This is a genomic window from Streptomyces sp. NPDC005435 (assembly GCF_040703155.1).
Taxonomy (GTDB): domain Bacteria; phylum Actinomycetota; class Actinomycetes; order Streptomycetales; family Streptomycetaceae; genus Streptomyces.
In genome coordinates, this window is the sequence record NZ_JBEXEQ010000003.1 from 1 (window position 1) to 20,482 (window position 20,482).

Below are 20,482 nucleotides of genomic sequence, written 5' to 3' on the forward strand. Positions count from 1 at the left end.
GTCCCCGGCGCGGTGGGGCGCGCCCAACCCCCCGCCCAGCCAAACCAACACTACCGGGGCCCCCCCCCCGGCCGGCCCCCCCCCCACTGGCATGACCGCCTCCACGAAGCGAAGGCGCTCAGTCCTCCGAGCCGTCCGCGTCCTCGCCGCCCTCCGACGACGCGCCCGGCGCCTCCGGCTTCGGCGGCTTGGGCGGCCGGGTCCGGCCGCTCGGCGCGTCCCGCCGGAAGGGCCCGCCGTCCGAGCCGTCCGCCGTGGCGTGCCCGCCCGGCGGGACGTCGCGCCGGCGCAGATAGCGCTCGAACTCGCGGGCGATCGCCTCGCCGGACGCCTCCGGCAGCTCGGCGGTGTCCCGCGCCTGCTCCAGCGTCTGCACGTACTCCGAGACCTCGCTGTCCTCGGCCGCCAGCTGGTCCACGCCCACCTGCCAGGCACGCGCGTCCTCGGGCAGCTCACCCTGCGGGATGCGCAGGTCCAGCAGATCCTCAAGACGGTTGAGCAGCGCCAGGGTCGCCTTCGGGTTGGGCGGCTGCGACACGTAGTGCGGCACCGCCGCCCACAGCGACACCGCCGGCACCCCGGCGTGCGTGCAGGCCTCCTGGAGGACACCGACGATGCCCGTCGGACCCTCGTACTTCGTCTCCTCCAGGTCCATCCGGCGCGCCAGCTCCCCGTCCGAGGTCACCCCGCTGACCGGGACCGGCCGGGTGTGCGGGGTGTCGCCGAGCAGCGCGCCCAGGATCACCACCAGCTCCACGCCCAGCTCATGGGCGAAACCGAGGAGTTCGTTGCAGAACGAGCGCCAGCGCATCGACGGCTCGATACCGCGCACCAGCACCAGGTCACGGGGCTTGTCACCGCCGACCCGGACCACCGACAGCCGTGTGGTCGGCCAGGTGATCTTGCGTACGCCGCCCTCCATGAAGACCGTGGGCCGGTTGACCTGGAAGTCGTAGTAGTCCTCGGCGTCCAGCGCGGCGAAGACGTCGCCCTTCCACTCGCGTTCCAGATGCGCGACCGCCGTGGAGGCGGCGTCACCGGCATCGTTCCAGCCCTCGAACGCGGCCACCATGACTGGGTCGATCAGCTCGGGAACACCCTCCAGCTCGATCACCCAGTGCCTCCTTCCGACGTGCTCTCGCCTGACCACCCAACCTTACGGCGTCCGGCCGGAGCGCCCGCAGCCCCCTGGACGGGGGTTGAACGGATCACTGCCCCGAACCCCGGCCCGGAACACCCCGCACGCGCGGTGAGCCGGGCCGGGGGAGCCGGCGGGCTACCGCTGGTCGAGCAGGCCCCGCACCCCGGCGCGTATCTCCTCGGTGTCCAGGCCGCGGATCGTCAGGGTGGTACGGCGGCGCAGCACGTCGTCCGCCGTCTCGGCCCACTCGTGGTCGCGGGCCCACACCACCTGCGCCCAGATCTCCGGGGCGTCGGGGTGGACGCGCTCGGCGAGTTCGGGGTGCTCGTTGGCGAGGCGGGCGATGTCGAAGGCGAGCGAGCCGTAGTGCGTGGCCAGATGCCGGGCGGTGTCGGCGGCCATGCGCGGCCCCGGCGCCGGACGGTCCACCAGGAGCCGGTGGGCGACCGCGCGCGGGTTGGCCACACCGGGCAGCGGCAGCCGCTTGGGCAGCGTGGAGACCGGCTCGAAGTCGTCGCCGAGCGGATGGCCCGGCAGTTCCTGAAGCTTCCTCATGACCGTACGGCCGATGTGCCGGAACGTCGTCCACTTGCCGCCCGCGACGGACAGCATCCCGCCCCGGCCCTCGGTGACCACCGTCTCCCGCTTCGCCTTGGCGGTGTCCCCGGGCCCGCCGGGCAGCACCCGAAGGCCCGCGAAGGCGTACGTCATCAGCTCACGCCGGAGCTGGTTGTCCCGCACCGAGAACGCGGCCTCGTCCAGGATCTGGGCGATGTCCTTCTCGGTGACGGACACCTCGCCCGGGTCGCCCTCGTACTCCTCGTCGGTCGTGCCGAGCAGCAGCATGTCCTCCCAGGGGAGGGCGAAGGTGATCCGGTACTTGTCGATGGGCGTCGCCAGCGCGGCCTTCCAGGGCGCGGTGCGCTTGAGCACCAGGTGCGCGCCCTTGGACAGCCGGATCGACGGCGCCGCACCCGGGTCCTCAAGGCGGCGCAGATGATCGACCCAGGGCCCGGTGGCGTTGAGCACCAGCCGGGCGTTCACCCCGAACTCCTCGCCCGACACCCGGTCCCGCAGCTCGGCACCGGTGACCCGGCCACGCGTGAAGCGCAGCCCCGTCACCTCGGCGTGGTTGAGGACGACCGCGCCCGAATCGACGGCCGCGCGGACCGTCATGAGCGCCATGCGCGCGTCGTTCATCTGGTCGTCGCCGTACACGGCCACGGCCTTCAGGTTCTCGGTGCGCAGCTCGGGCACGTCCCGCGCGGCCCGGGACGGCGAGAGCAGATGCCCCACGCCGTCCCCGAACGCGGAGAGCGCCGAGTACGCGAACACGCCCGCGCCGAGCTTCGCCGCGCCGTGCGGCCCGCCCTTGTACACCGGGAGGTAGAAGGTGAGCGGGTTCGCCAGGTGAGGGGCCACCTGGCGGGAGACCGCACGGCGCTCGAAGTGGTTCTCCGCCACCAGCTTCACCGCGCCGGTCTGCAGATACCGCAGGCCGCCGTGGAGCAGCTTGGAGGAGGCGGAGGAGGTGGCGCCGGCGAAGTCACCGGCGTCGACCAGCGCCACCCTGAGCCCGGACTGCGCGGCGTGCCAGGCGGTGGAGATGCCGAGGATGCCGCCGCCGATCACCAGGAGGTCGTAGGACGCCCTGGAGAGCTGCTCCCTGGTCTCGGCCCGGCTCGGGTTGGACCCGGAGGCGGGGCGCGTGCCCAGGGTGGGTACGGGCGGCAGGGTGGTGGGACTGGTCATGTCGGGTACTTCACTCCTCGTCAGAGCCGGATGGGCGGTCCTTGAAGGCCGCTCAGCTCTCGTCTTCGAGCCAGCCCATGGTCCGCTCCACGGCCTTGAGCCAGCTCTTGTACTCACGGTCGCGGGTCTCCGCGTCCATGCGGGGGGTCCACTCGGCGGCCCGGCGCCAGTTGGCGCGCAGTTCGTCGGTGCCGGCCCAGAAGCCGACGGCGAGACCGGCGGCGTAGGCGGCTCCGAGACACGTGGTCTCGGCGACCATGGGGCGCACCACGGGGGCGTCGAGCACGTCCGCGAGCTGCTGCATCAGCAGGTTGTTCGCGGTCATGCCGCCGTCCACCTTGAGCGTGGTCAGCTCCACGCCGGAGTCCTTGGTCATGGCGTCCGCGATCTCCCGCGTCTGCCAGGCCGTGGCCTCCAGGACGGCGCGCGCGAGGTGCGCCTTGGTGACGTACCGGGTCAGGCCCGCGATCACACCGCGCGCGTCGGAGCGCCAGTGCGGGGCGAACAGGCCGGAGAAGGCCGGTACGAAGTAGGCGCCGCCGTTGTCCTCGACCGAGAGCGCGAGCGTCTCGATCTCGGCGGCGGTGGAGATGAGGCCCATCTGGTCGCGCATCCACTGCACCAGCGAGCCGGTGACGGCGATGGAGCCCTCCAGGGCGTACACCGTCGGCTGGTCGCCGATCTTGTAGCCGACGGTGGTCAGCAGACCGGCGTAGGAGTTGATGATCTTCTCACCGGTGTTCATCACCATGAAGGTGCCGGTGCCGTACGTGGACTTGGTCTCGCCCTCGGAGAAGCAGGTCTGGCCGAACAGGGCCGCCTGCTGGTCGCCGAGCGCGGAGGCCACCGGGATGCCGCCGAGCAGCTCGCCGAGGCTGCCGCCGGTCACCTCGCCGTAGACCTCGGCGGAGGAGCGGATCTCGGGCAGGATCGCCAGCGGCACGCCGATGGACTCGGCGATCTTCGGGTCCCACTCCATGGTGTGCAGGTTCATCAGCATGGTGCGCGAGGCGTTGGTGACGTCGGTGACGTGCTTGCCGCCGTCCGTGCCGCCGGTCAGGTTCCAGATGACCCAGCTGTCCATGGTGCCGAAGAGGATGTCGCCGGCCTCGGCGCGCTCGCGCAGGCCCTCGACGTTGTCGAGCAGCCAGCGGGCCTTGGGCCCGGCGAAGTAGGAGGCCAGCGGCAGCCCGGTCTCGCGGCGGAAGCGGTCCTGGCCGACGTTGCGGCCCAGCTCCCGGCAGAGGGCGTCGGTGCGGGTGTCCTGCCAGACGATGGCGTTGTGGACGGGCTCACCGGTGTTCTTGTCCCACAGCACGGTGGTCTCGCGCTGGTTGGTGATGCCGATGGCCTTGATGTCGTCGCGGGTGATGCCGGCCTTCTCGACGGCTCCGGCGACGACCTCCTGGACGTTGGTCCAGATCTCGTTCGCGTCGTGTTCGACCCAGCCCGGCTTGGGGAAGATCTGCTCGTGCTCCTTCTGGTCGACGGAGACGATCCGGCCGTCCCGGTCGAAGACGATGCAGCGCGAGGAGGTCGTTCCCTGGTCGATCGCCGCGATGAACGGGCCTGCGGTGTGGGCGTCGGTCACTGTGTGCTCCTGGGAGATCCGAGGTGAGGGTGCGGTGCGTGCGGTGTGTACGGCGCGTACTCGAATGATCGGCGCTTTTGCGGCAAACCGTTACTCATCAAGCAAAAGCGACGTTGTAGATGCCCGCAGCGATCGCGCCGCCGATCAGTGGACCGACGACCGGGATCCACGCGTAGCTCCAGTCCGAACCGCCCTTGTTGGGCAGCGGCAGCAGGGCGTGCACGATGCGCGGGCCCAGGTCGCGGGCCGGGTTGATCGCGTACCCCGTCGGGCCGCCGAGCGAGAGACCGATACCGACGACCACCAGCGCGGTGATCAGGGCGCCCAGGGCGCCGAGACCGTTGCCCTTCTCGTTCAGGCCCTGGGTGAGGACCGCGAGCACCAGCACCAGGGTGCCGATGATCTCCGTGAGGAGGTTCTGCACGGCGTTCCGGATCTCCGGGCCGGTGGAGAAGATGCCCAGGACCGGCCCCGCGGCCGCCTCCTCGGCCTCGACCGCCTTGAGCGTGTCCTGCGCGCCGGGCCCGCCGACGATCTCCCGGTCGGTGAGGTGGGCGTGGAACTGGCCGTAGTACGCCACCCAGACCAGCGTCGCGCCGATCATCGCGCCGAGCAGCTGACCGCCCCAGTACACGGGGAGGTTGCCGAAGTCCTTGTCCTTGATGGCGAGCGCGAGCGTCACCGCCGGGTTCAGGTGTGCGCCGGAGAGGGGCGCGGAGGTGTAGACCGCCGTCAGAACGGCGAAACCCCACCCGAAGGCGATGGCGAGCCAGCCGGCCCCGCGCGCCTTGGAGGCCTTCAGCGTCACGGCGGCACACACACCGCCGCCGAGCAGGATGAGTATGGCGGTACCGATGGTCTCGCCGATGAAGATGTCGGAGCTGGACACCCGCGACTCCTTTGTCCTTCGTCCAGGGAAAGCCGAACCCCGCGTCCCTTCGGGGGTTCTCGTGCCCTCGGGGGTGAGAGCGGTGTCGGTCCTGGGCGCTGTCACACCCTAACGCGCATTACCGGTAAGTGTTCGACAATGCCGACCGATGGACGGGAGTCTCGCTTTGGGGTCGTCCATGCGTCAAGGGTTCTGTAATCGAAAACGCGATCGTTATTGATCGGCGGGGGTTATCGCCCGGAGCGGCCGGAGCGGGGCGTGAGGGCGCGTCCGCGAGCGTCCGCGAGCGTGCGCGCATGCGTGTGACCGCCCTGGGCGCCGTCGCGCCCGGGCGGTGATCTACGGCAGGGCGGGCGCGGGCCCGCCTCAGAAGCGGGCCGCGCCCAGGTCCCGGGAGACCGCGCGGGCGCAGTCGCGCACCGCCGCGATCAGTTCGGGGCGCAGCTCGCCCTCGCGGCACAGGCGCTCCACGGCGCCGGTGATGCCGACCGCGCCGACCGGCATACGGCGGCGGTCGTGGATGGGGGCGGCGATGGACGCCATGCCCTCCCAGGTCTCCTCCACGTCGGCCGCGTAACCCCGGGCGCGCGTGAGGTCGAGGATGTGCTCGAAGTCCCCGGCGCCGCACACCGTACGGTCGGTGAAGGACTTGCGCGGGGCCTCCAGGGCCTCGCTGTGGGCCACCGGGTCGTACGCGGCGAGCACCTTGCCGAGCGCCGTGGAGTGCAGCGGCTGCATGGCGCCGATCTCCAGCACCTGCCGGCTGTCGTCGGGCCGGAAGACGTGGTGCACGATCAGCACGCCCTGCTGGTGCAGCACGCCCAGGTGGACGCTCTCGCCGCTGGAGCGGGCCAGATCGTCGGTCCACACCAGCGCGCGGGCCCGCAGCTCGTGCACGTCCAGATAGGTGGTGCCCAGCCGCAGCAGCTCCGCGCCCAGCTGGTAGCGCCCCGACGCCTCGTCCTGCTCGACGAAGCCCTCGTGCTGGAGGGTGCGCAGGATGCCGTGCGCCGTGCCCTTGGCCAGGCCCAGCGACGAGGCGATGTCCGACAGGCCGAGCCGCCGCTCGCCGCCCGCGAGCAGCCGCAGCATCGCGGCCGCCCGTTCGAGCGACTGGATGTTCCGTGCCATCCCCGTCCTACCTCCGTCCGCTCCGGCCGCCGTCGGGCGACACCTCGGGTGACTCTGCGGGTGACACCTCAGGCATCGTTCGACAATGCCGAACACTACCGGTCCATGCCGACCTCCCGCCAATGACCGCGCCGTACCGGCACGGCGCGCGGACCCGGTCGCGCTTCCCGGAGGGACCGGTTCCGCCGTCCGCGTCCGTGTGGTGGACGCCGGTGCCCATCCAAGCCCACCGGCGGTTAGTCTGACGCCGTGCCCCTCGCCCGGCTCGCCGGCGCAGGGCGCATAGCCGACAGCCGTCGCATCCCAGGGAGCCCCTTCATGGCCTCGTCGCCGACGTCCCCGCACGCCGACCTCCGGACCCGTGTGTCCGCGCTCCGAGAGGCACTCGCCACCCGCGTGGTGGTCGCCGACGGAGCGATGGGCACCATGCTCCAGGCCCAGGAGCCCACGCTCGACGACTTCCAGCAGCTCGAAGGCTGCAACGAGATCCTCAATCTCACCCGCCCCGACATCGTCCGTTCGGTCCACGACGCCTACTTCGCCGTCGGCGTCGACTGCGTCGAGACCAACACCTTCGGCGCCAACCACTCCGCCCTCGGCGAGTACGACATCCCCGAGCGCGTCCACGAACTGTCCGAGTCCGGCGCCCGCGTCGCCCGCGAGGTCGCCGACGAGTACACCGCGAGCGACGGGCGCCCCCGCTGGGTCCTCGGCTCCATCGGCCCCGGCACCAAGCTGCCCACCCTCGGCCACGCCCCGTACACCACCCTGCGCGACGCCTACCAGCGCAACGCCGAGGGTCTGGTCACCGGCGGCGCCGACGCCCTGCTGATCGAGACCACCCAGGACCTCCTCCAGACCAAGGCCGCCGTCCTCGGCGCCCGGCGCGGCCTGGACGCCCTCGGCCTGGACCTGCCCGTCATCGTCTCCGTCACCGTCGAGACCACCGGCACCATGCTGCTCGGCTCCGAGATCGGCGCCGCGCTCACCGCGCTCGAACCGCTCGGCATCGACATGATCGGGCTGAACTGCGCCACCGGCCCCGCCGAGATGAGCGAGCACCTGCGCCACCTCGCCCGCAACGCCCGCATCCCGCTGTCCTGCATGCCCAACGCGGGCCTGCCCGTCCTCGGCAAGGACGGCGCCCACTACCCGCTCACCGCGCCGGAACTGGCCGACGCCCAGGAGACCTTCGTCCGCGAGTACGGCCTCTCGCTCGTCGGCGGCTGCTGCGGCACCACCCCCGAGCATCTGCGCCAGGTCGTCGAGCGCGTCCGGGACCTCACCCCCACCGAGCGCAGCCCGCGCCCCGAGCCCGGCGCCGCCTCGCTCTACCAGTCGGTGCCGTTCCGTCAGGACACCTCCTACCTGGCCATCGGCGAGCGCACCAACGCCAACGGCTCCAAGAAGTTCCGCGAGGCCATGCTGGAGGGCCGCTGGGACGACTGCGTGGAGCTGGCGCGCGAGCAGATCCGCGAGGGCGCCCACATGCTCGACCTGTGCGTGGACTACGTCGGCCGCGACGGCGTCACCGACATGGCCGAACTGGCCGGACGCTTCGCCACCGCCTCCACCCTGCCGATCGTCCTCGACTCCACCGAGGTCGACGTCCTCCAGGCCGGCCTGGAGAAGCTCGGCGGCCGCGCGGTCATCAACTCCGTCAACTACGAGGACGGCGACGGCCCCGAGTCCCGCTTCGCCAAGGTCACCCGGCTCGCCCGGGAGCACGGCGCCGCACTGATCGCGCTCACCATCGACGAGGAGGGCCAGGCCCGCACCCCCGAGAAGAAGGTCGAGATCGCCGAACGGCTCATCGACGACCTCACCGGGAACTGGGGCATCCGCGAGGAGGACATCCTCGTCGACACCCTCACCTTCACCATCTGCACCGGCCAGGAGGAGTCCCGCGGAGACGGCATCGCCACCATCGAGGCCATCCGCGAACTGAAGCGGCGTCACCCGGACGTGCAGACCACCCTCGGCCTGTCCAACATCTCCTTCGGCCTCAACCCGGCCGCCCGCATCCTGCTCAACTCCGTCTTCCTGGACGAGTGCGTCAAGGCCGGCCTGGACTCCGCCATCGTCCACGCCTCCAAGATCCTGCCCATCGCCCGCTTCAGCGAGGAAGAGGTGCGGACCGCCCTCGACCTCATCCACGACCGCCGCGCCGAGGGCTACGACCCCCTCCAGAAGCTGATGGCGCTGTTCGAGGGCGCCACCGCCAAGTCCCTCAAGGCCGGCAAGGCCGAGGAACTGGCCGCCCTGCCGCTGGAGGAGCGCCTCAAGCGCCGCATCATCGACGGCGAACGCAACGGTCTGGAACAGGACCTGGACGCGGCACTCCAGGACCGCCCCGCCCTCGACATCGTCAACGACACCCTCCTGGACGGCATGAAGGTCGTCGGCGAGCTGTTCGGCTCCGGCCAGATGCAGCTGCCGTTCGTCCTCCAGTCCGCCGAGGTCATGAAGACCGCGGTCGCCCATCTGGAACCGCACATGGAGAAGTCGGACGCCGAGGGCAAGGGCACCATCGTGCTCGCCACCGTCCGCGGCGACGTCCACGACATCGGCAAGAACCTCGTCGACATCATCCTGTCCAACAACGGCTACAACGTCGTCAACCTCGGCATCAAGCAGCCCGTCTCCGCGATCCTGGACGCCGCCGCGGAACACCGCGCCGACGTCATCGGCATGTCCGGCCTCCTGGTCAAGTCCACCGTGATCATGAAGGAGAACCTGGAGGAGCTGAACCAGCGCGGCCTCGCCGCCGACTACCCCGTCATCCTCGGCGGCGCCGCCCTCACCCGCGCCTACGTCGAACAGGACCTGCACGAGATCTACGAGGGCGAGGTCCGCTACGCCCGCGACGCCTTCGAGGGACTGCGCCTCATGGACGCCCTGATCGGCGTCAAGCGCGGCGTCCCCGGCGCCAAGCTGCCCGAGCTGAAGCAGCGCCGGGTCCGGGCCACGGCCGCCGTGGAGGTCGAGGAGCGGCCCGAGGAGGGCCACGTCCGCTCCGACGTCGCCACCGACAACCCCGTCCCCGCTCCGCCCTTCTGGGGCACCCGCGTCGTCAAGGGCATCCAGCTCAAGGAGTACGCGTCCTGGCTGGACGAGGGCGCCCTCTTCAAGGGCCAGTGGGGCCTGAAGCAGGCCCGCGCCGGAGACGGCCCGACCTACGAGGAGCTGGTGGAGACCGAGGGCCGCCCCCGGCTGCGCGGCCTCCTCGACCGGCTCCAGACCGAGAACCTGCTCGAAGCCGCCGTGGTGTACGGCTACTTCCCCTGCGTCTCCAAGGACGACGACCTCATCATCCTGGACGAGCGCGGCAACGAACGCACCCGCTTCACCTTCCCGCGCCAGCGCCGGGGCCGCAGGCTCTGCCTCGCCGACTTCTTCCGCCCGGAGGAGTCGGGGGAGACCGACGTCGTCGGCCTCCAGGTCGTCACCGTCGGCTCCCGCATCGGCGAGGAGACCGCCCGCCTCTTCGCCGCCGACGCCTACCGCGAGTACCTCGAACTCCACGGCCTGTCCGTGCAGTTGGCCGAAGCGCTGGCCGAGTACTGGCACGCGCGCGTGCGTTCGGAGCTGGGCTTCGCGGGCGAGGACCCGAACGAGATCGAAGACATGTTCGCCCTCAAGTACCGCGGCGCCCGCTTCTCCCTCGGCTACGGCGCCTGCCCCGAACTCGCCGACCGCGCCAAGATCGCCACACTGCTCGAACCCGAGCGCATCGGTGTCCACCTGAGCGAGGAGTTCCAGCTCCACCCCGAGCAGTCCACGGACGCGATCGTGATCCACCACCCTGAGGCGAAGTACTTCAACGCACGCTGACGGACGGGGCGGGACGACGCTGACGGGCACGCCGGAACGCCCCCTGGCCTGCGGCGCGGGCTTTTCCGGTGTACCCCGGCGCGCCCCGGATAAACGAGGCGATTCGCCGCGCGGAGTCGTACACTGGTCGGTCCATCGCAGGCCGGCTCCCTGTCCGGGGGCCGGCCTGCGCGTCCCTCAAGGAGGTGCGCCCGGATGACCAGTACAGTCCCCGTGCCCGGCCCCGCCGCTCGGGCAACGCAGACCACCACGGCCGAGGACTACGCCCTACAGGCGGTCCTGCTGGACATGGACGGCACCCTGGTGGACACGGAGGGCTTCTGGTGGGACGTGGAGGTCGAGGTCTTCGCCGCCCTCGGCCACGCCCTCGACGACTCCTGGCGACATGTCGTCGTCGGCGGCCCCATGACCCGCAGCGCCGGATTCCTCATCGAGGCCACCGGCGCCGACATCACCCTCGAAGAGGTCTCCGTCCTGCTCAACGACGGCTTCGAGCGGCGCATCGGCCGCTCCCTGCCGCTGATGCCCGGCGCCGCCGACCTCCTCGCCGAACTCCACCGGCACCGCGTCCCCACCGCCCTGGTCTCCGCCTCCCACCGGCGCATCATCGACCGTGTGCTGACCGTCCTCGGCCCGCACCACTTCAGCCTGTCCATCGGCGGCGACGAGGTCTCCCGCACCAAGCCGCACCCCGATCCCTACCTCCTGGCCGCCGCCGGACTCGGCGCCGACCCGGCCCGCTGCGCGGTCGTCGAGGACACCGCCACCGGCGTCGCCGCCGCCGAGGCCGCGGGCTGCCACGTCGTGGCCGTGCCCTCCATCGCCCCCATCGCCCCCGCCCACCGGCGCACCGTCGTCACCTCCCTGGAAGCCGTCGACCTGGCCTTCCTGCGCGGGCTGCTGGCGGACCGTCGGTAGCGGGCGGATCCGGCGACCCGGCCGTCACCCGGCGAATTCCGGTGACGGCCACCGGAGTTGAATTGTGAGGTTCGCCACTCCGAAGGGTCTGGACATCACGGAGCCGGTGTGCCGACCACCCCGAAAGCGGGGTGGTCGGCCGGTCTTTGTGTCCCAGTTGATGATCCATTGCACCAATCCTGCCGCTGTCGGTTTTTCGGTGCGTCCACACCCGGTTTCACTGCGTGATGAGCCCTCAACTCGGGCACTCGTCGGCCGTTCCGCAGGCGCGGACTAATGTCGTCGCGACAACATCGCAGCAACTCCCGTGAACCGCCGCGCCACCCCCGTTGCCGGGTCCACGGAACCGAACGTTCTGGAGAAAGTCCCGCATGAACCGCAAGACTCTGGTGCTGCCGGCAGTGGCCGGCCTGCTTACGCCGGTGCTCGCCGCGTGCGGTGGATCGGACAGCGGGAGCCAGGGCGGCAAGCCCATCGTCGTCGGTACCACGGACCAGTTCACGGCCACCTCGGACGCCCCCGCGCCGCTCGACCCCGCCTACGCGTACGACGTCGGCACCTGGAACGTCCTCCGCCAGACCGTCCAGACCCTCATGACCCAGCCCAAGGGCGAGGGCAACCCGGTCCCGGAGGCCGCCGAGAGCTGCGGTTTCACCGACTCCGGCAACGAGCGCTACGCCTGCAAGCTGCGGGACGGCCTGAAGTTCGCCAACGGCGACCCGGTCACCGCCGCGGACGTGAAGTTCTCCATCGACCGCGCCATCCACCTCAAGGCGGAGAGTGGCGTCTCCGCCCTGCTCAACACCGTCGACACGGTGGAGACCCAGGGCGACCGCGACGTCATCTTCCACCTGAAGACGGCCGACGCGACCTTCCCGTACAAGCTCTCCACCCCGGTCGCGGGCATCGTCGACCCGAAGATCTACTCCGCCGACAAGCTGCGCAACGGCTTCCAGGTGGACGGCTCCGGCCCGTACACCTTCAAGGCCGAGATCAAGAACAACGCGGTCGTCAGCGCCACGTACACGAAGAACCCGAACTACAAGGGCAGCACCACCCTCAACAACGACAAGGTCGAGATCCGGTCCTTCGCCAGCGCGCAGGCCATGGGCGTCGCCCTCGACCACGGCGACATCGACGTCATGACCCGCACCATGACGCCGTCGCAGATCCAGAAGCTCGACGCCGGCTCCGACCAGAACGCCGAGCTCGTCGACATGCCCGGTCTGGAAATCCGCTACCTGGCGTTCAACACCAACGCCACCAGCGTCAAGGACAAGGCCGTCCGCCAGGCCATGGCCCAGGTCATCGACCGCGGCGAGCTCGTCTCCAAGGTCTACGGCACCCAGGCCGAGCCGCTGTACTCGCTCGTCCCGGCCACCCTCGCGGGCCACTCCAACTCGTTCTTCAACAAGTACGGCGACCCGAGCGTCCCGAAGGCCAAGGAGCTGCTCACCAAGGCCGGCGTCACCGCCCCCATCAAGCTGACGCTGCACTACACCACCGACCACTACGGCTCGGTGACCAAGCAGGAGTTCGAGATCCTGCAGAAGCAGCTCAACAACAGCGGCCTGTTCGACGTGAGCATCCAGGGCCACCCCTGGGCCACCTTCCGCCCCGCGGAGCAGAAGGGCGCCTACGACGTCTACGGCATGGGCTGGTTCCCCGACTTCCCCGACGCCGACAACTACGTCGCGCCCTTCCTCGACAAGGACAACTTCCTCGGCTCGCCCTACACGAACAGCACCATCCAGCGCACTCTGATCCCGCAGAGCCGCCGCGAGGCGGACCGGCTGGACGCGGCCAAGACCCTGACGACCATTCAGGACACCGTCGCGGAGGACGTCCCCGTGCTGCCCCTGTGGCAGGGCAAGCAGTACGTTGCCGCACGGGACGACATCACGGGCGTCTCCTACGCCCTGAACTCCTCCTCGACGCTTCAGCTGTGGGAGCTCGGCCGTGGCGTGAGCGGCTGACGGCTCCCTCCCCGGGGCCGGGACGGCGGCCCCGGGAGGACCCCGACGAGAAGGCACATGCTGTGAACATGCGCACCCACTGGCCAGTCCTGCCCATCGCGGCGGGGCTGGCCTGCGGCCTGTTGACCGGCTGCGGCACGAACGGCGACGGCTCCGGGACCGAAGGCCACCGCGTGGTGATGGGGATGTCCGACGACGTCCTCGCCACCGACCCGGCCTCCGGCTACGACCCCGGCTCGTGGCTGTTGTTCGACAATGTCTTCCAGTCCCTCCTGAGCTTCCCCAAGGGAGGCACCCTGCCCGAGCCCGAACTCGCCAAGTCCTGCGGGTTCAGCGACACCCGGGCCACCGTCTTCAAGTGCGAGCTGAAGGACGGCCTGAAGTTCAGCAACGGCGACTCGCTCACCTCCGAGGACGTCAAGTTCTCCTTCGACCGGATGCTGAAGATCAACGACGCGGGCGGCCCCGCCGTCATGTTCCCCTCGCTCGGCAAGATCGAGACCCCCGACGAGCACACCGTCGTCTTCCACCTCACCGTCCCCGACGCCACCTTCCCCAGCAAGGTGGCCTCCGGCGCCGGATCCATCGTCGACCACCGCCAGTACCCGGCGGACCGGCTGCGCGGCGACCACAAGGCCATCGGCTCCGGCCCCTACACGCTCGACTCCTTCGACAAGGGCCAGGCGGTCTTCTCCGTCAACTCCCGCTACAAGGGCACCGCCGACGTCAAGAACGCGGGCGTCACCCTCAAGTTCTTCCACGGCAACCAGGCCGAGCTGAAGAAGGCCCTCCTCGGCGGCTCCGTCGACATCGCCTACCGCGGCCTGAGCGCCGCCGACATCGACGGCATCGACAAGCAGGACGGCACCAAGGGCATCGACGTCGTCGAGGGCAGCAGCGCCGAGGTCCAGCACCTCGTCTTCAACATGAAGAACCCCGTCGCCGGAAAGCTCGGCGTCCGCAAGGCCATGGCGTACCTCATCGACCGCGACGCCCTCATGCGCGACGTCTACAAGAACACCGCCACCCCGCTCTACTCGATCATCCCGGCCGGCATCATGGGCCACAACACCGCCTTCTTCGACAGCTACGGCGAGCGCCCCTCCAAGGCCAAGGCCGCCCAGGCCCTGCGCGCCGACGGCATCACCGGCAAGGTCAAGCTCACCCTCTGGTCCACCCCGGTCCGCTACGGCCCCGCCACCGACGCCGAACTCAAGGCGCTTGCCGCCCAGCTCAACGCCAGCGGCCTCTTCGAAGCCGACGTCAAGTCCGTCGCCTACGACCAGTACGAGAAGGACATAGCCGCCGGAAAGTACGGCGTCTACGTCAAGGGCTGGGTGCCCGACTACCCCGACGCCGACAACTTCACCGCACCCTTCTTCGGCAAGGGCAACGTCCTCGACAACCACTACGACAACAGCAGGATCACCCGCACCCTGATCCCCGGCACCGCCGCCCAGAGCGACCGCACCGCCACCGACCACTCCTTCGCGGAACTCCAGGACATCGTCGCCCAGCAGATCCCCGTCCTGCCCGTCTGGCAGGGCAAGCAGTACGCCGTCGTCCGCGACGGCGTCTACGGCCTCGAATACTGCCTCGACGCCTCCACCGTCTTCCGGTTCTGGGAACTCAGCAAGAGCTGACGCCCCGCCTGACGACCCGCCGGCCACCACGCGCCGGACACACCAAGGGCGCCCCTCCACCAGGAAGGGCGCCCTTCGCCGTCGTACCCGCCGCCGCTACTGCTGCGCCCCCGGACGCACCAGCCCGCTCTCGTACGCGTACACCGCCGCCTGCACCCGGTCGCGCAGCCCCAGCTTCGTCAGCACATGCCCCACATGCGTCTTCACCGTCGTCTCGCTGACGAACAGATCCGCCGCGATCTCCGCGTTCGACAGCCCCCGCGCCACCAGCTTCAGCACCTCGACCTCACGGTCCGTCAGCGTGTGCAGCGTGTCCCGCACCGGCTCCTCGCCCGAGGGCAGATGCGTCGCGTACTTGTCCAGCAGCCGGCGCGTGATGCTCGGCGCCAGCATCGCCTCACCCGCCGCCACCACCCGGATCGCCTGCACCAGCTCGTTCGCCGGGGCGTCCTTCAGCAGAAAGCCGCTCGCCCCCGCCCTGAGCGCCTCCACCACGTACTCGTCCAGATCGAACGTGGTCAGCACCAGCACCTTCGCCGGACCGTCCCGGCCCGGACCGGTGATCTGACGCGTCGCCTCCACCCCGTCCATCCGGGGCATACGGATGTCCATCAGGACCACATCCGGCTGCAGCGCGCGCACCTGGTCGAGAGCCTGCAGACCGTCCCCGGCCTCACCGACGACCGCGATGTCCGGCTCGGCCTCCAGGATCATCCGGAAGCCCGTACGCAACAGCGGCTGGTCGTCCACCAGCAGGACACGGATCGCCACGTGACAACTCCTTCGCTAGTCGGACCCCATTCTGCCCAACGTCCCCGCCCCGGACTCCGCCGCCCTCACCGGCAGCGGATACGGCGGGGGAGTACCACCGAACTCCGGACAGCACGCCTGGTGGTCGCACCAGCCGCACAGCTTCGTCGGGCGCGGCCGCCACTCACCCGTCTCCGTCGCCCGCGAGATCGCCTCCCACAGCGCCAGCAGCCGCCGCTCCATCCGCTCCAGATCCCCCGGCACCGGGTCGTACGTCAGCACGTCCCCGCTGCCCAGATACACCAGCTGGAGCCGCCGCGGCACGACCTGCTTCAGCCGCCACACCACCAGCGCGTAGAACTTCATCTGGAACAGCGCGCCCTCGGCGTACTCCGGCCGGGGCGCCTTGCCCGTCTTGTAGTCGACGATCCGCACATCACCGCTCGGCGCCACATCCACCCGGTCGATGATCCCGCGCAGCCGCAGCCCCGACTCCAGCTCCGCCTCCACGAACATCTCCCGCTCGGCGGGCTCGAGACGCGTCGGATCCTCCAGCGTGAACCAGCGCTCCACCAGCCGCTCCGCCTCGCCCAGCCAGCGCGCCAGCCGCTCGCCCTCCGGATCGTCCGCGAACAGCTCACCGATCTCCGGCCGGCTCTCCCGCAGCCGCTCCCACTGCCCCGGCACCAGCGCCTTCGCCCGGGGCGCCGTACGCTCCACCGCCGGAGCGTCGAAGAGCCGCTCCAGCACCGCGTGCACCAGCGTGCCCCGCGTCGCCGCCTCGCTCGGCTTCTCCGGCAGCCGGTCGATCACCCGGAACCGGTACAGCAGCGGACACTGCATGAAGTCACTCGCCCGCGACGGCGACAGCGACGAGGGCGCCGCCGGGGCACGCCGGGCCCCCGCCGCGTTCGTGATGTCACCGGCCTGCGCCGGCAGGGGCACCGTCGCGCACACCGGTGCCGTCCCCGAGTCCTCACTGCTGCTGTCCATGACCACAGACCATAAGGCCCCCCACTGACAGTGACCCACTCCCGCCGGCGTCACCGGCGGCCCGGCGGGGCAAACACAAGGGGTGCCGAGGGGTACCGCGCCACCCCGGCCGCATACCATCGACCCGAGACCCTTGTGCCCACAGGTGCGAGGACGCTTCGAACGAGGGGACACCGTGGACGTGAGCGGCGGGAACGGGCAGCCGGGGTCCGGCAGCGACGAGCCGGCCGGCCACCGCCAAGGCCCTGCGACCCCCAGCCCCAGCCCCGGCCCCGGAAACCCGGACCCCGGCCGGGAACCGGACCACGACACCCACGCCACGGACGCATCGGACAGCGCGGACGGCGCGGCCCCCGCACCGCCCCGGCAGGCCCCCCAGGACCCCGCCCCCGGCGACACCCCCGGCCACGACCACCGCACCCTCGCCCACACCCCCGCGACCGGCGACAAGAACGGCCCCGGCCCCGGCAAGGGCGAACCGCCCCAGCCCCCCGCCGAACCCGGCGGCGGCATCCTCATGGGCCGCCCGTTCGGCGTACCCGTCTACGTCGCACCCAGCTGGTTCCTCGTCGCCGCCCTCATCACCTGGGTCTTCGGCGGCCAGCTCGACCAGGTCCTGCCCGAACTCGGCGCCGCCCGCTACCTCGTCTCCCTCTTCTTCGCCGTCGCCTTCTACGCCTCGGTCCTCGTCCACGAACTCGCCCACACCGTCGCCGCCCTCCGCTTCAAACTCCCGGTCCGCCGCATCCAGCTCCAGTTCTTCGGCGGCGTCTCCGAGATCGAGAAGGAAGCCGAGACCCCCGGACGCGAGTTCGTCCTCGCCTTCGTCGGACCCCTGCTCTCCCTGATCCTCGCCGGGCTCTTCTGGCTCGCCATGAAACCCGTCGAGCCCGGCACCGTCCCCGGCGTCCTGCTGGCCGGACTGATGATCTCCAACCTCATCGTCGCCATCTTCAACCTGCTCCCCGGCCTCCCCCTCGACGGCGGCCGCATGCTCCGCGCCGTCGTCTGGAAGATCACCGGCAAGCCCATGACCGGCACCGTCGCCGCCGCCTGGGTCGGCCGCGCCCTCGCCCTCACCGTCCTGATCGGGCTGCCCCTGCTCAACCACTCCCGCTTCTTCGGCGGCGACGCCGACCTCGGCAGCATGGACACCCTCACCGACGCCCTGCTCGCCGCGATCCTCGCCGCCATCATCTGGACCGGCGCCGGAAACAGCCTCCGCATGGCCCGGCTGCGCGAACACCTCCCCGAACTCAGCGCCCGCACCCTCACCCGCCGCGCCGTACCCGTCGAGACCGACACCCCCCTCTCCGAGGCCCTGCGCCGCGCCAACGCCGCCGGAGCCCGCGCCCTCGTCGTCGTGGACCCCGACGGCACCCCCCTCTCCCTCGTCCGCGAGTCCGCCATCGTCGGCGTCCCCGAACACCGCCGCCCCTGGGTCGCCGTCAGCGGCCTCGCCCAGGACATCACCGACGGCATGCGCGTCTCCGCCGAACTCTCCGGCGAAGAACTCCTCGACACCCTCCGCGCCGCCCCCGCCACCGAATACCTCGTCGTCGAGGAGACGGGCGAGATCTACGGCGTCCTGTCCGCGGCCGACGTGGAGAAGGCCTTCGTGAAGGCGATGGCCCGCCCCAGCTGACCTCGCGTGTGGTCGGCACGCCGTCCCGCTGCCGGTAGGCTGGTCGTATGTCCGAACCGACCGGTGCCGCCCGCAGGCGCGGGCCCTTCAAGGTCGGGGACCAGGTTCAGCTGACCGACCCCAAGGGCCGTCACTACACGTTCACGCTCGAAGCCGGGAAGAACTTCCACACCCACAAGGGTTCCTTCCCGCACGACGAACTGATCGGCGCTCCCGAGGGCAGCGTTGTCCGCACCACCGGCAACGTCGCCTACCTCGCGCTGCGCCCCCTGCTCCCCGACTACGTCCTGTCCATGCCCCGAGGGGCAGCCGTCGTCTACCCGAAGGACGCGGGACAGATCCTCGCCTTCGCCGACATCTTCCCCGGCGCCCGCGTCGTCGAGGCCGGCGTCGGCTCCGGCTCGCTCAGCAGCTTCCTGCTGCGCGCCATCGGCGACCAGGGCATGCTGCACTCCTACGAGCGCCGCGAGGACTTCGCCGAGATCGCCAAGCAGAACGTCGAGCGCTACTTCGGCGGCGAACACCCCGCCTGGCAGCTCACCGTCGGCGACCTCCAGGACAACCTGTCCGACACCGACGTCGACCGCGTCATCCTCGACATGCTCGCCCCCTGGGAATGCCTGGAGGCCGTCTCCAAGGCCCTCGTCCCCGGCGGCATCCTCTGCTGCTACGTCGCCACCACCACCCAGCTCGCCCGGACCGTCGAGTCCATCCGCGAGATCGGCTGCTTCAACGAGCCGACCGCCTGGGAGACGATGATCCGCAACTGGCACATCGAGGGCCTCGCCGTCCGCCCGGACCACCGCATGATCGGCCACACCGGCTTCCTGCTCACCGCCCGCCGCCTCGCCGACGGCGTCGAGCCCCCCATGCGCCGCCGCCGCCCCGCCAAGGGCGCCTACGGCGAGGACTACGCCGGACCCAACGCCGACGGCGGCTCCGGCCGCTGACCGGCCCCCGCCCCCTCCAACGCGAAGGCGCCGCGACCGAGTTCCACGATCCCGTACGGAACTCGGCCACGGCGCCTTCCGCTTGACCCCGCACCACAAAGTCCGCCCCCGCGACCCACCACGTCCGCCACCACTGGAAACCGGCCCCCACCCCGCCGTTCCCCCCGCACAGTGACCTGTGGCACCATGCTGGCCACCCCCTCGGCACAGCCCTCACAGGAGACACTCCTAGTGCAGCAATCCGCCGTCCCGGAGCTCGCCCACGCCCACCCCCAGCCCATCCACTGGGTCGGCACCGCCACCGCGGTCGCCGGGGTGATCGCGCTGTGCTCCCTCGTGCAGCCCGGCCCGGCCACCGCCGCCCAGGCGACCCCGGCGACACCCGCGCCCGCGCCCGCCCGCACCACCGCCGCGCCACCCACCACCGAGGGCGTGGCCTTCCCGCTGGAATGCGGCCCGGTCACATCCGTCGTCGCCAAGAAGGCCACCGGCGACCTCGACGGCGACGGCAACCCCGAGACCGTCGCCGTCGTCCACTGCGACGCCCCCATGGGCACCCCGCCCGACGGCGTCTACGTCCTCACCCGGAACCCCGACGGCACCGGCTCCCGCGTCGTCGCCACCCTCGTCGACCCCAAGGACCGCATCACCGTCACCGACCTCGCCGTACGCGCGCGTGCCGTGACCGCCACCCTGCTCGGCTACTCCACCGACGACGTGCCCCGGTGCTGCCCCGACGTGAAGAAGCCCGCCCAGTGGCAGTGGAAGGGCAACGCGTTCATACGCTCGACGCCGACGGCGTCCCACAGCGTCTGACCGCGCCGCCTCCCGCCCCCGCCCGTACGCGCATACACGCGCGCGCGTGCCGCCGGCTCCCACCGGTACGCACGCGCGCCCCACGATGCCGGGTCCTCCCGGCCGTCACCTCAGTCCGCGTCGGGGCCGTACACCTCGACCTTGTCCGAAACGCGGCGTACATGGATGCACGCCCCCGGACACTCCTTCGCCGAGTCCACCACGTCCGTCAGCAGCGGCAGCGGCACACCCGTGGTGGCCCCCACCTCCTGGAGCAGCTCGTCGTCGGCGCTCTTCACATAGGCCAGCCCGTCGATGTCCAGCTCGAACACCTCCGGCGCGTACTGGACGCAGATGCCGTCGCCGGTACACAGGTCCTGGTCGATCCAGACCTCCAGCGCCTCGCCGCCCGGGGCCTCCTGCTGCACGGTCACCTCTCCTGCCGTCGGTTCGCCGGGCGACGGCCCGGGGGCG

General features: G+C 71.0%; 15 protein-coding genes. 7 read left to right on the plus strand and 8 right to left on the minus strand.

What is annotated here, in order from left to right; genetic code table 11:
- Positions 1–118 precede the first annotated feature (118 nt).
- From AB0898_RS04840 to AB0898_RS04860, 5 genes are all read right to left on the minus strand, one after another.
- Positions 119–1,114: a PAC2 family protein gene (locus AB0898_RS04840; protein WP_366801390.1), complete on the minus strand. Its 996-nt coding sequence runs from the start codon at positions 1,112–1,114 to the stop codon at positions 119–121.
- A 162-nt stretch (positions 1,115–1,276) separates the two neighbouring features.
- The gene (locus tag AB0898_RS04845; protein WP_366801391.1) at positions 1,277–2,893 is read right to left on the minus strand and encodes a glycerol-3-phosphate dehydrogenase/oxidase; all 1,617 of its coding nucleotides are present in this window, start codon (positions 2,891–2,893) and stop codon (positions 1,277–1,279) included.
- Between the two features lie 52 nt (positions 2,894–2,945).
- Positions 2,946–4,484: a glycerol kinase GlpK gene (gene glpK / locus AB0898_RS04850; RefSeq protein WP_366801393.1), complete on the minus strand. Its 1,539-nt coding sequence runs from the start codon at positions 4,482–4,484 to the stop codon at positions 2,946–2,948.
- A gap of 97 nt (positions 4,485–4,581) precedes the next feature.
- Complete coding sequence (locus AB0898_RS04855; RefSeq protein ID WP_366801394.1) at positions 4,582–5,373, minus strand: MIP/aquaporin family protein; 792 nt, start codon at positions 5,371–5,373, stop codon at positions 4,582–4,584.
- A gap of 366 nt (positions 5,374–5,739) precedes the next feature.
- The gene (locus tag AB0898_RS04860) at positions 5,740–6,504 is read right to left on the minus strand and encodes an IclR family transcriptional regulator (protein WP_366801395.1); all 765 of its coding nucleotides are present in this window, start codon (positions 6,502–6,504) and stop codon (positions 5,740–5,742) included.
- Between the two features lie 318 nt (positions 6,505–6,822).
- On the opposite strand from AB0898_RS04860, the gene metH reads away from it, so the two are divergent.
- From metH to AB0898_RS04880, 4 genes are all read left to right on the plus strand, one after another.
- Positions 6,823–10,338 carry a methionine synthase gene (gene metH / locus AB0898_RS04865; protein ID WP_366801396.1) on the plus strand — a complete coding sequence of 1,172 codons (3,516 nt, stop codon included), beginning with the start codon at positions 6,823–6,825 and terminating at the stop codon, positions 10,336–10,338.
- Positions 10,339–10,533: 195 nt separating this feature from the next.
- Complete coding sequence (locus tag AB0898_RS04870) at positions 10,534–11,256, plus strand: HAD family phosphatase (protein ID WP_366801397.1); 723 nt, start codon at positions 10,534–10,536, stop codon at positions 11,254–11,256.
- Positions 11,257–11,627: 371 nt separating this feature from the next.
- Complete coding sequence (locus AB0898_RS04875; protein WP_366801398.1) at positions 11,628–13,232, plus strand: ABC transporter substrate-binding protein; 1,605 nt, start codon at positions 11,628–11,630, stop codon at positions 13,230–13,232.
- Between the two features lie 62 nt (positions 13,233–13,294).
- Positions 13,295–14,875, plus strand: coding sequence for an ABC transporter substrate-binding protein (locus tag AB0898_RS04880; RefSeq protein WP_366801399.1), 1,581 nt, complete (start codon positions 13,295–13,297; stop codon positions 14,873–14,875).
- Between the two features lie 96 nt (positions 14,876–14,971).
- On the opposite strand, the gene AB0898_RS04885 is transcribed toward AB0898_RS04880, so the two are convergent.
- Positions 14,972–15,646, minus strand: a complete 675-nt coding sequence (locus AB0898_RS04885; protein WP_199585922.1) for a response regulator transcription factor — start codon at positions 15,644–15,646, stop codon at positions 14,972–14,974.
- Between the two features lie 15 nt (positions 15,647–15,661).
- On the minus strand, positions 15,662–16,618 hold the full coding sequence (locus tag AB0898_RS04890) for a PD-(D/E)XK nuclease family protein (protein ID WP_366801400.1): 957 nt from the start codon (positions 16,616–16,618) through the stop codon (positions 15,662–15,664).
- Between the two features lie 175 nt (positions 16,619–16,793).
- On the opposite strand from AB0898_RS04890, the gene AB0898_RS04895 reads away from it, so the two are divergent.
- From AB0898_RS04895 to AB0898_RS04905, 3 genes are all read left to right on the plus strand, one after another.
- Entirely contained in the window at positions 16,794–18,263 is a 1,470-nt protein-coding gene (locus AB0898_RS04895) for a site-2 protease family protein (protein WP_366801401.1), read from the plus strand.
- A 47-nt stretch (positions 18,264–18,310) separates the two neighbouring features.
- Entirely contained in the window at positions 18,311–19,213 is a 903-nt protein-coding gene (locus AB0898_RS04900; protein ID WP_018549169.1) for a tRNA (adenine-N1)-methyltransferase, read from the plus strand.
- Positions 19,214–19,444: 231 nt separating this feature from the next.
- Entirely contained in the window at positions 19,445–20,029 is a 585-nt protein-coding gene (locus AB0898_RS04905) for a hypothetical protein (RefSeq protein ID WP_366801402.1), read from the plus strand.
- Positions 20,030–20,139: 110 nt separating this feature from the next.
- Here the strand turns inward: AB0898_RS04905 and AB0898_RS04910 are convergent, their stop codons facing one another.
- Positions 20,140–20,442, minus strand: a complete 303-nt coding sequence (locus AB0898_RS04910) for a ferredoxin (protein ID WP_366801403.1) — start codon at positions 20,440–20,442, stop codon at positions 20,140–20,142.
- Positions 20,443–20,482 lie beyond the last annotated feature (40 nt).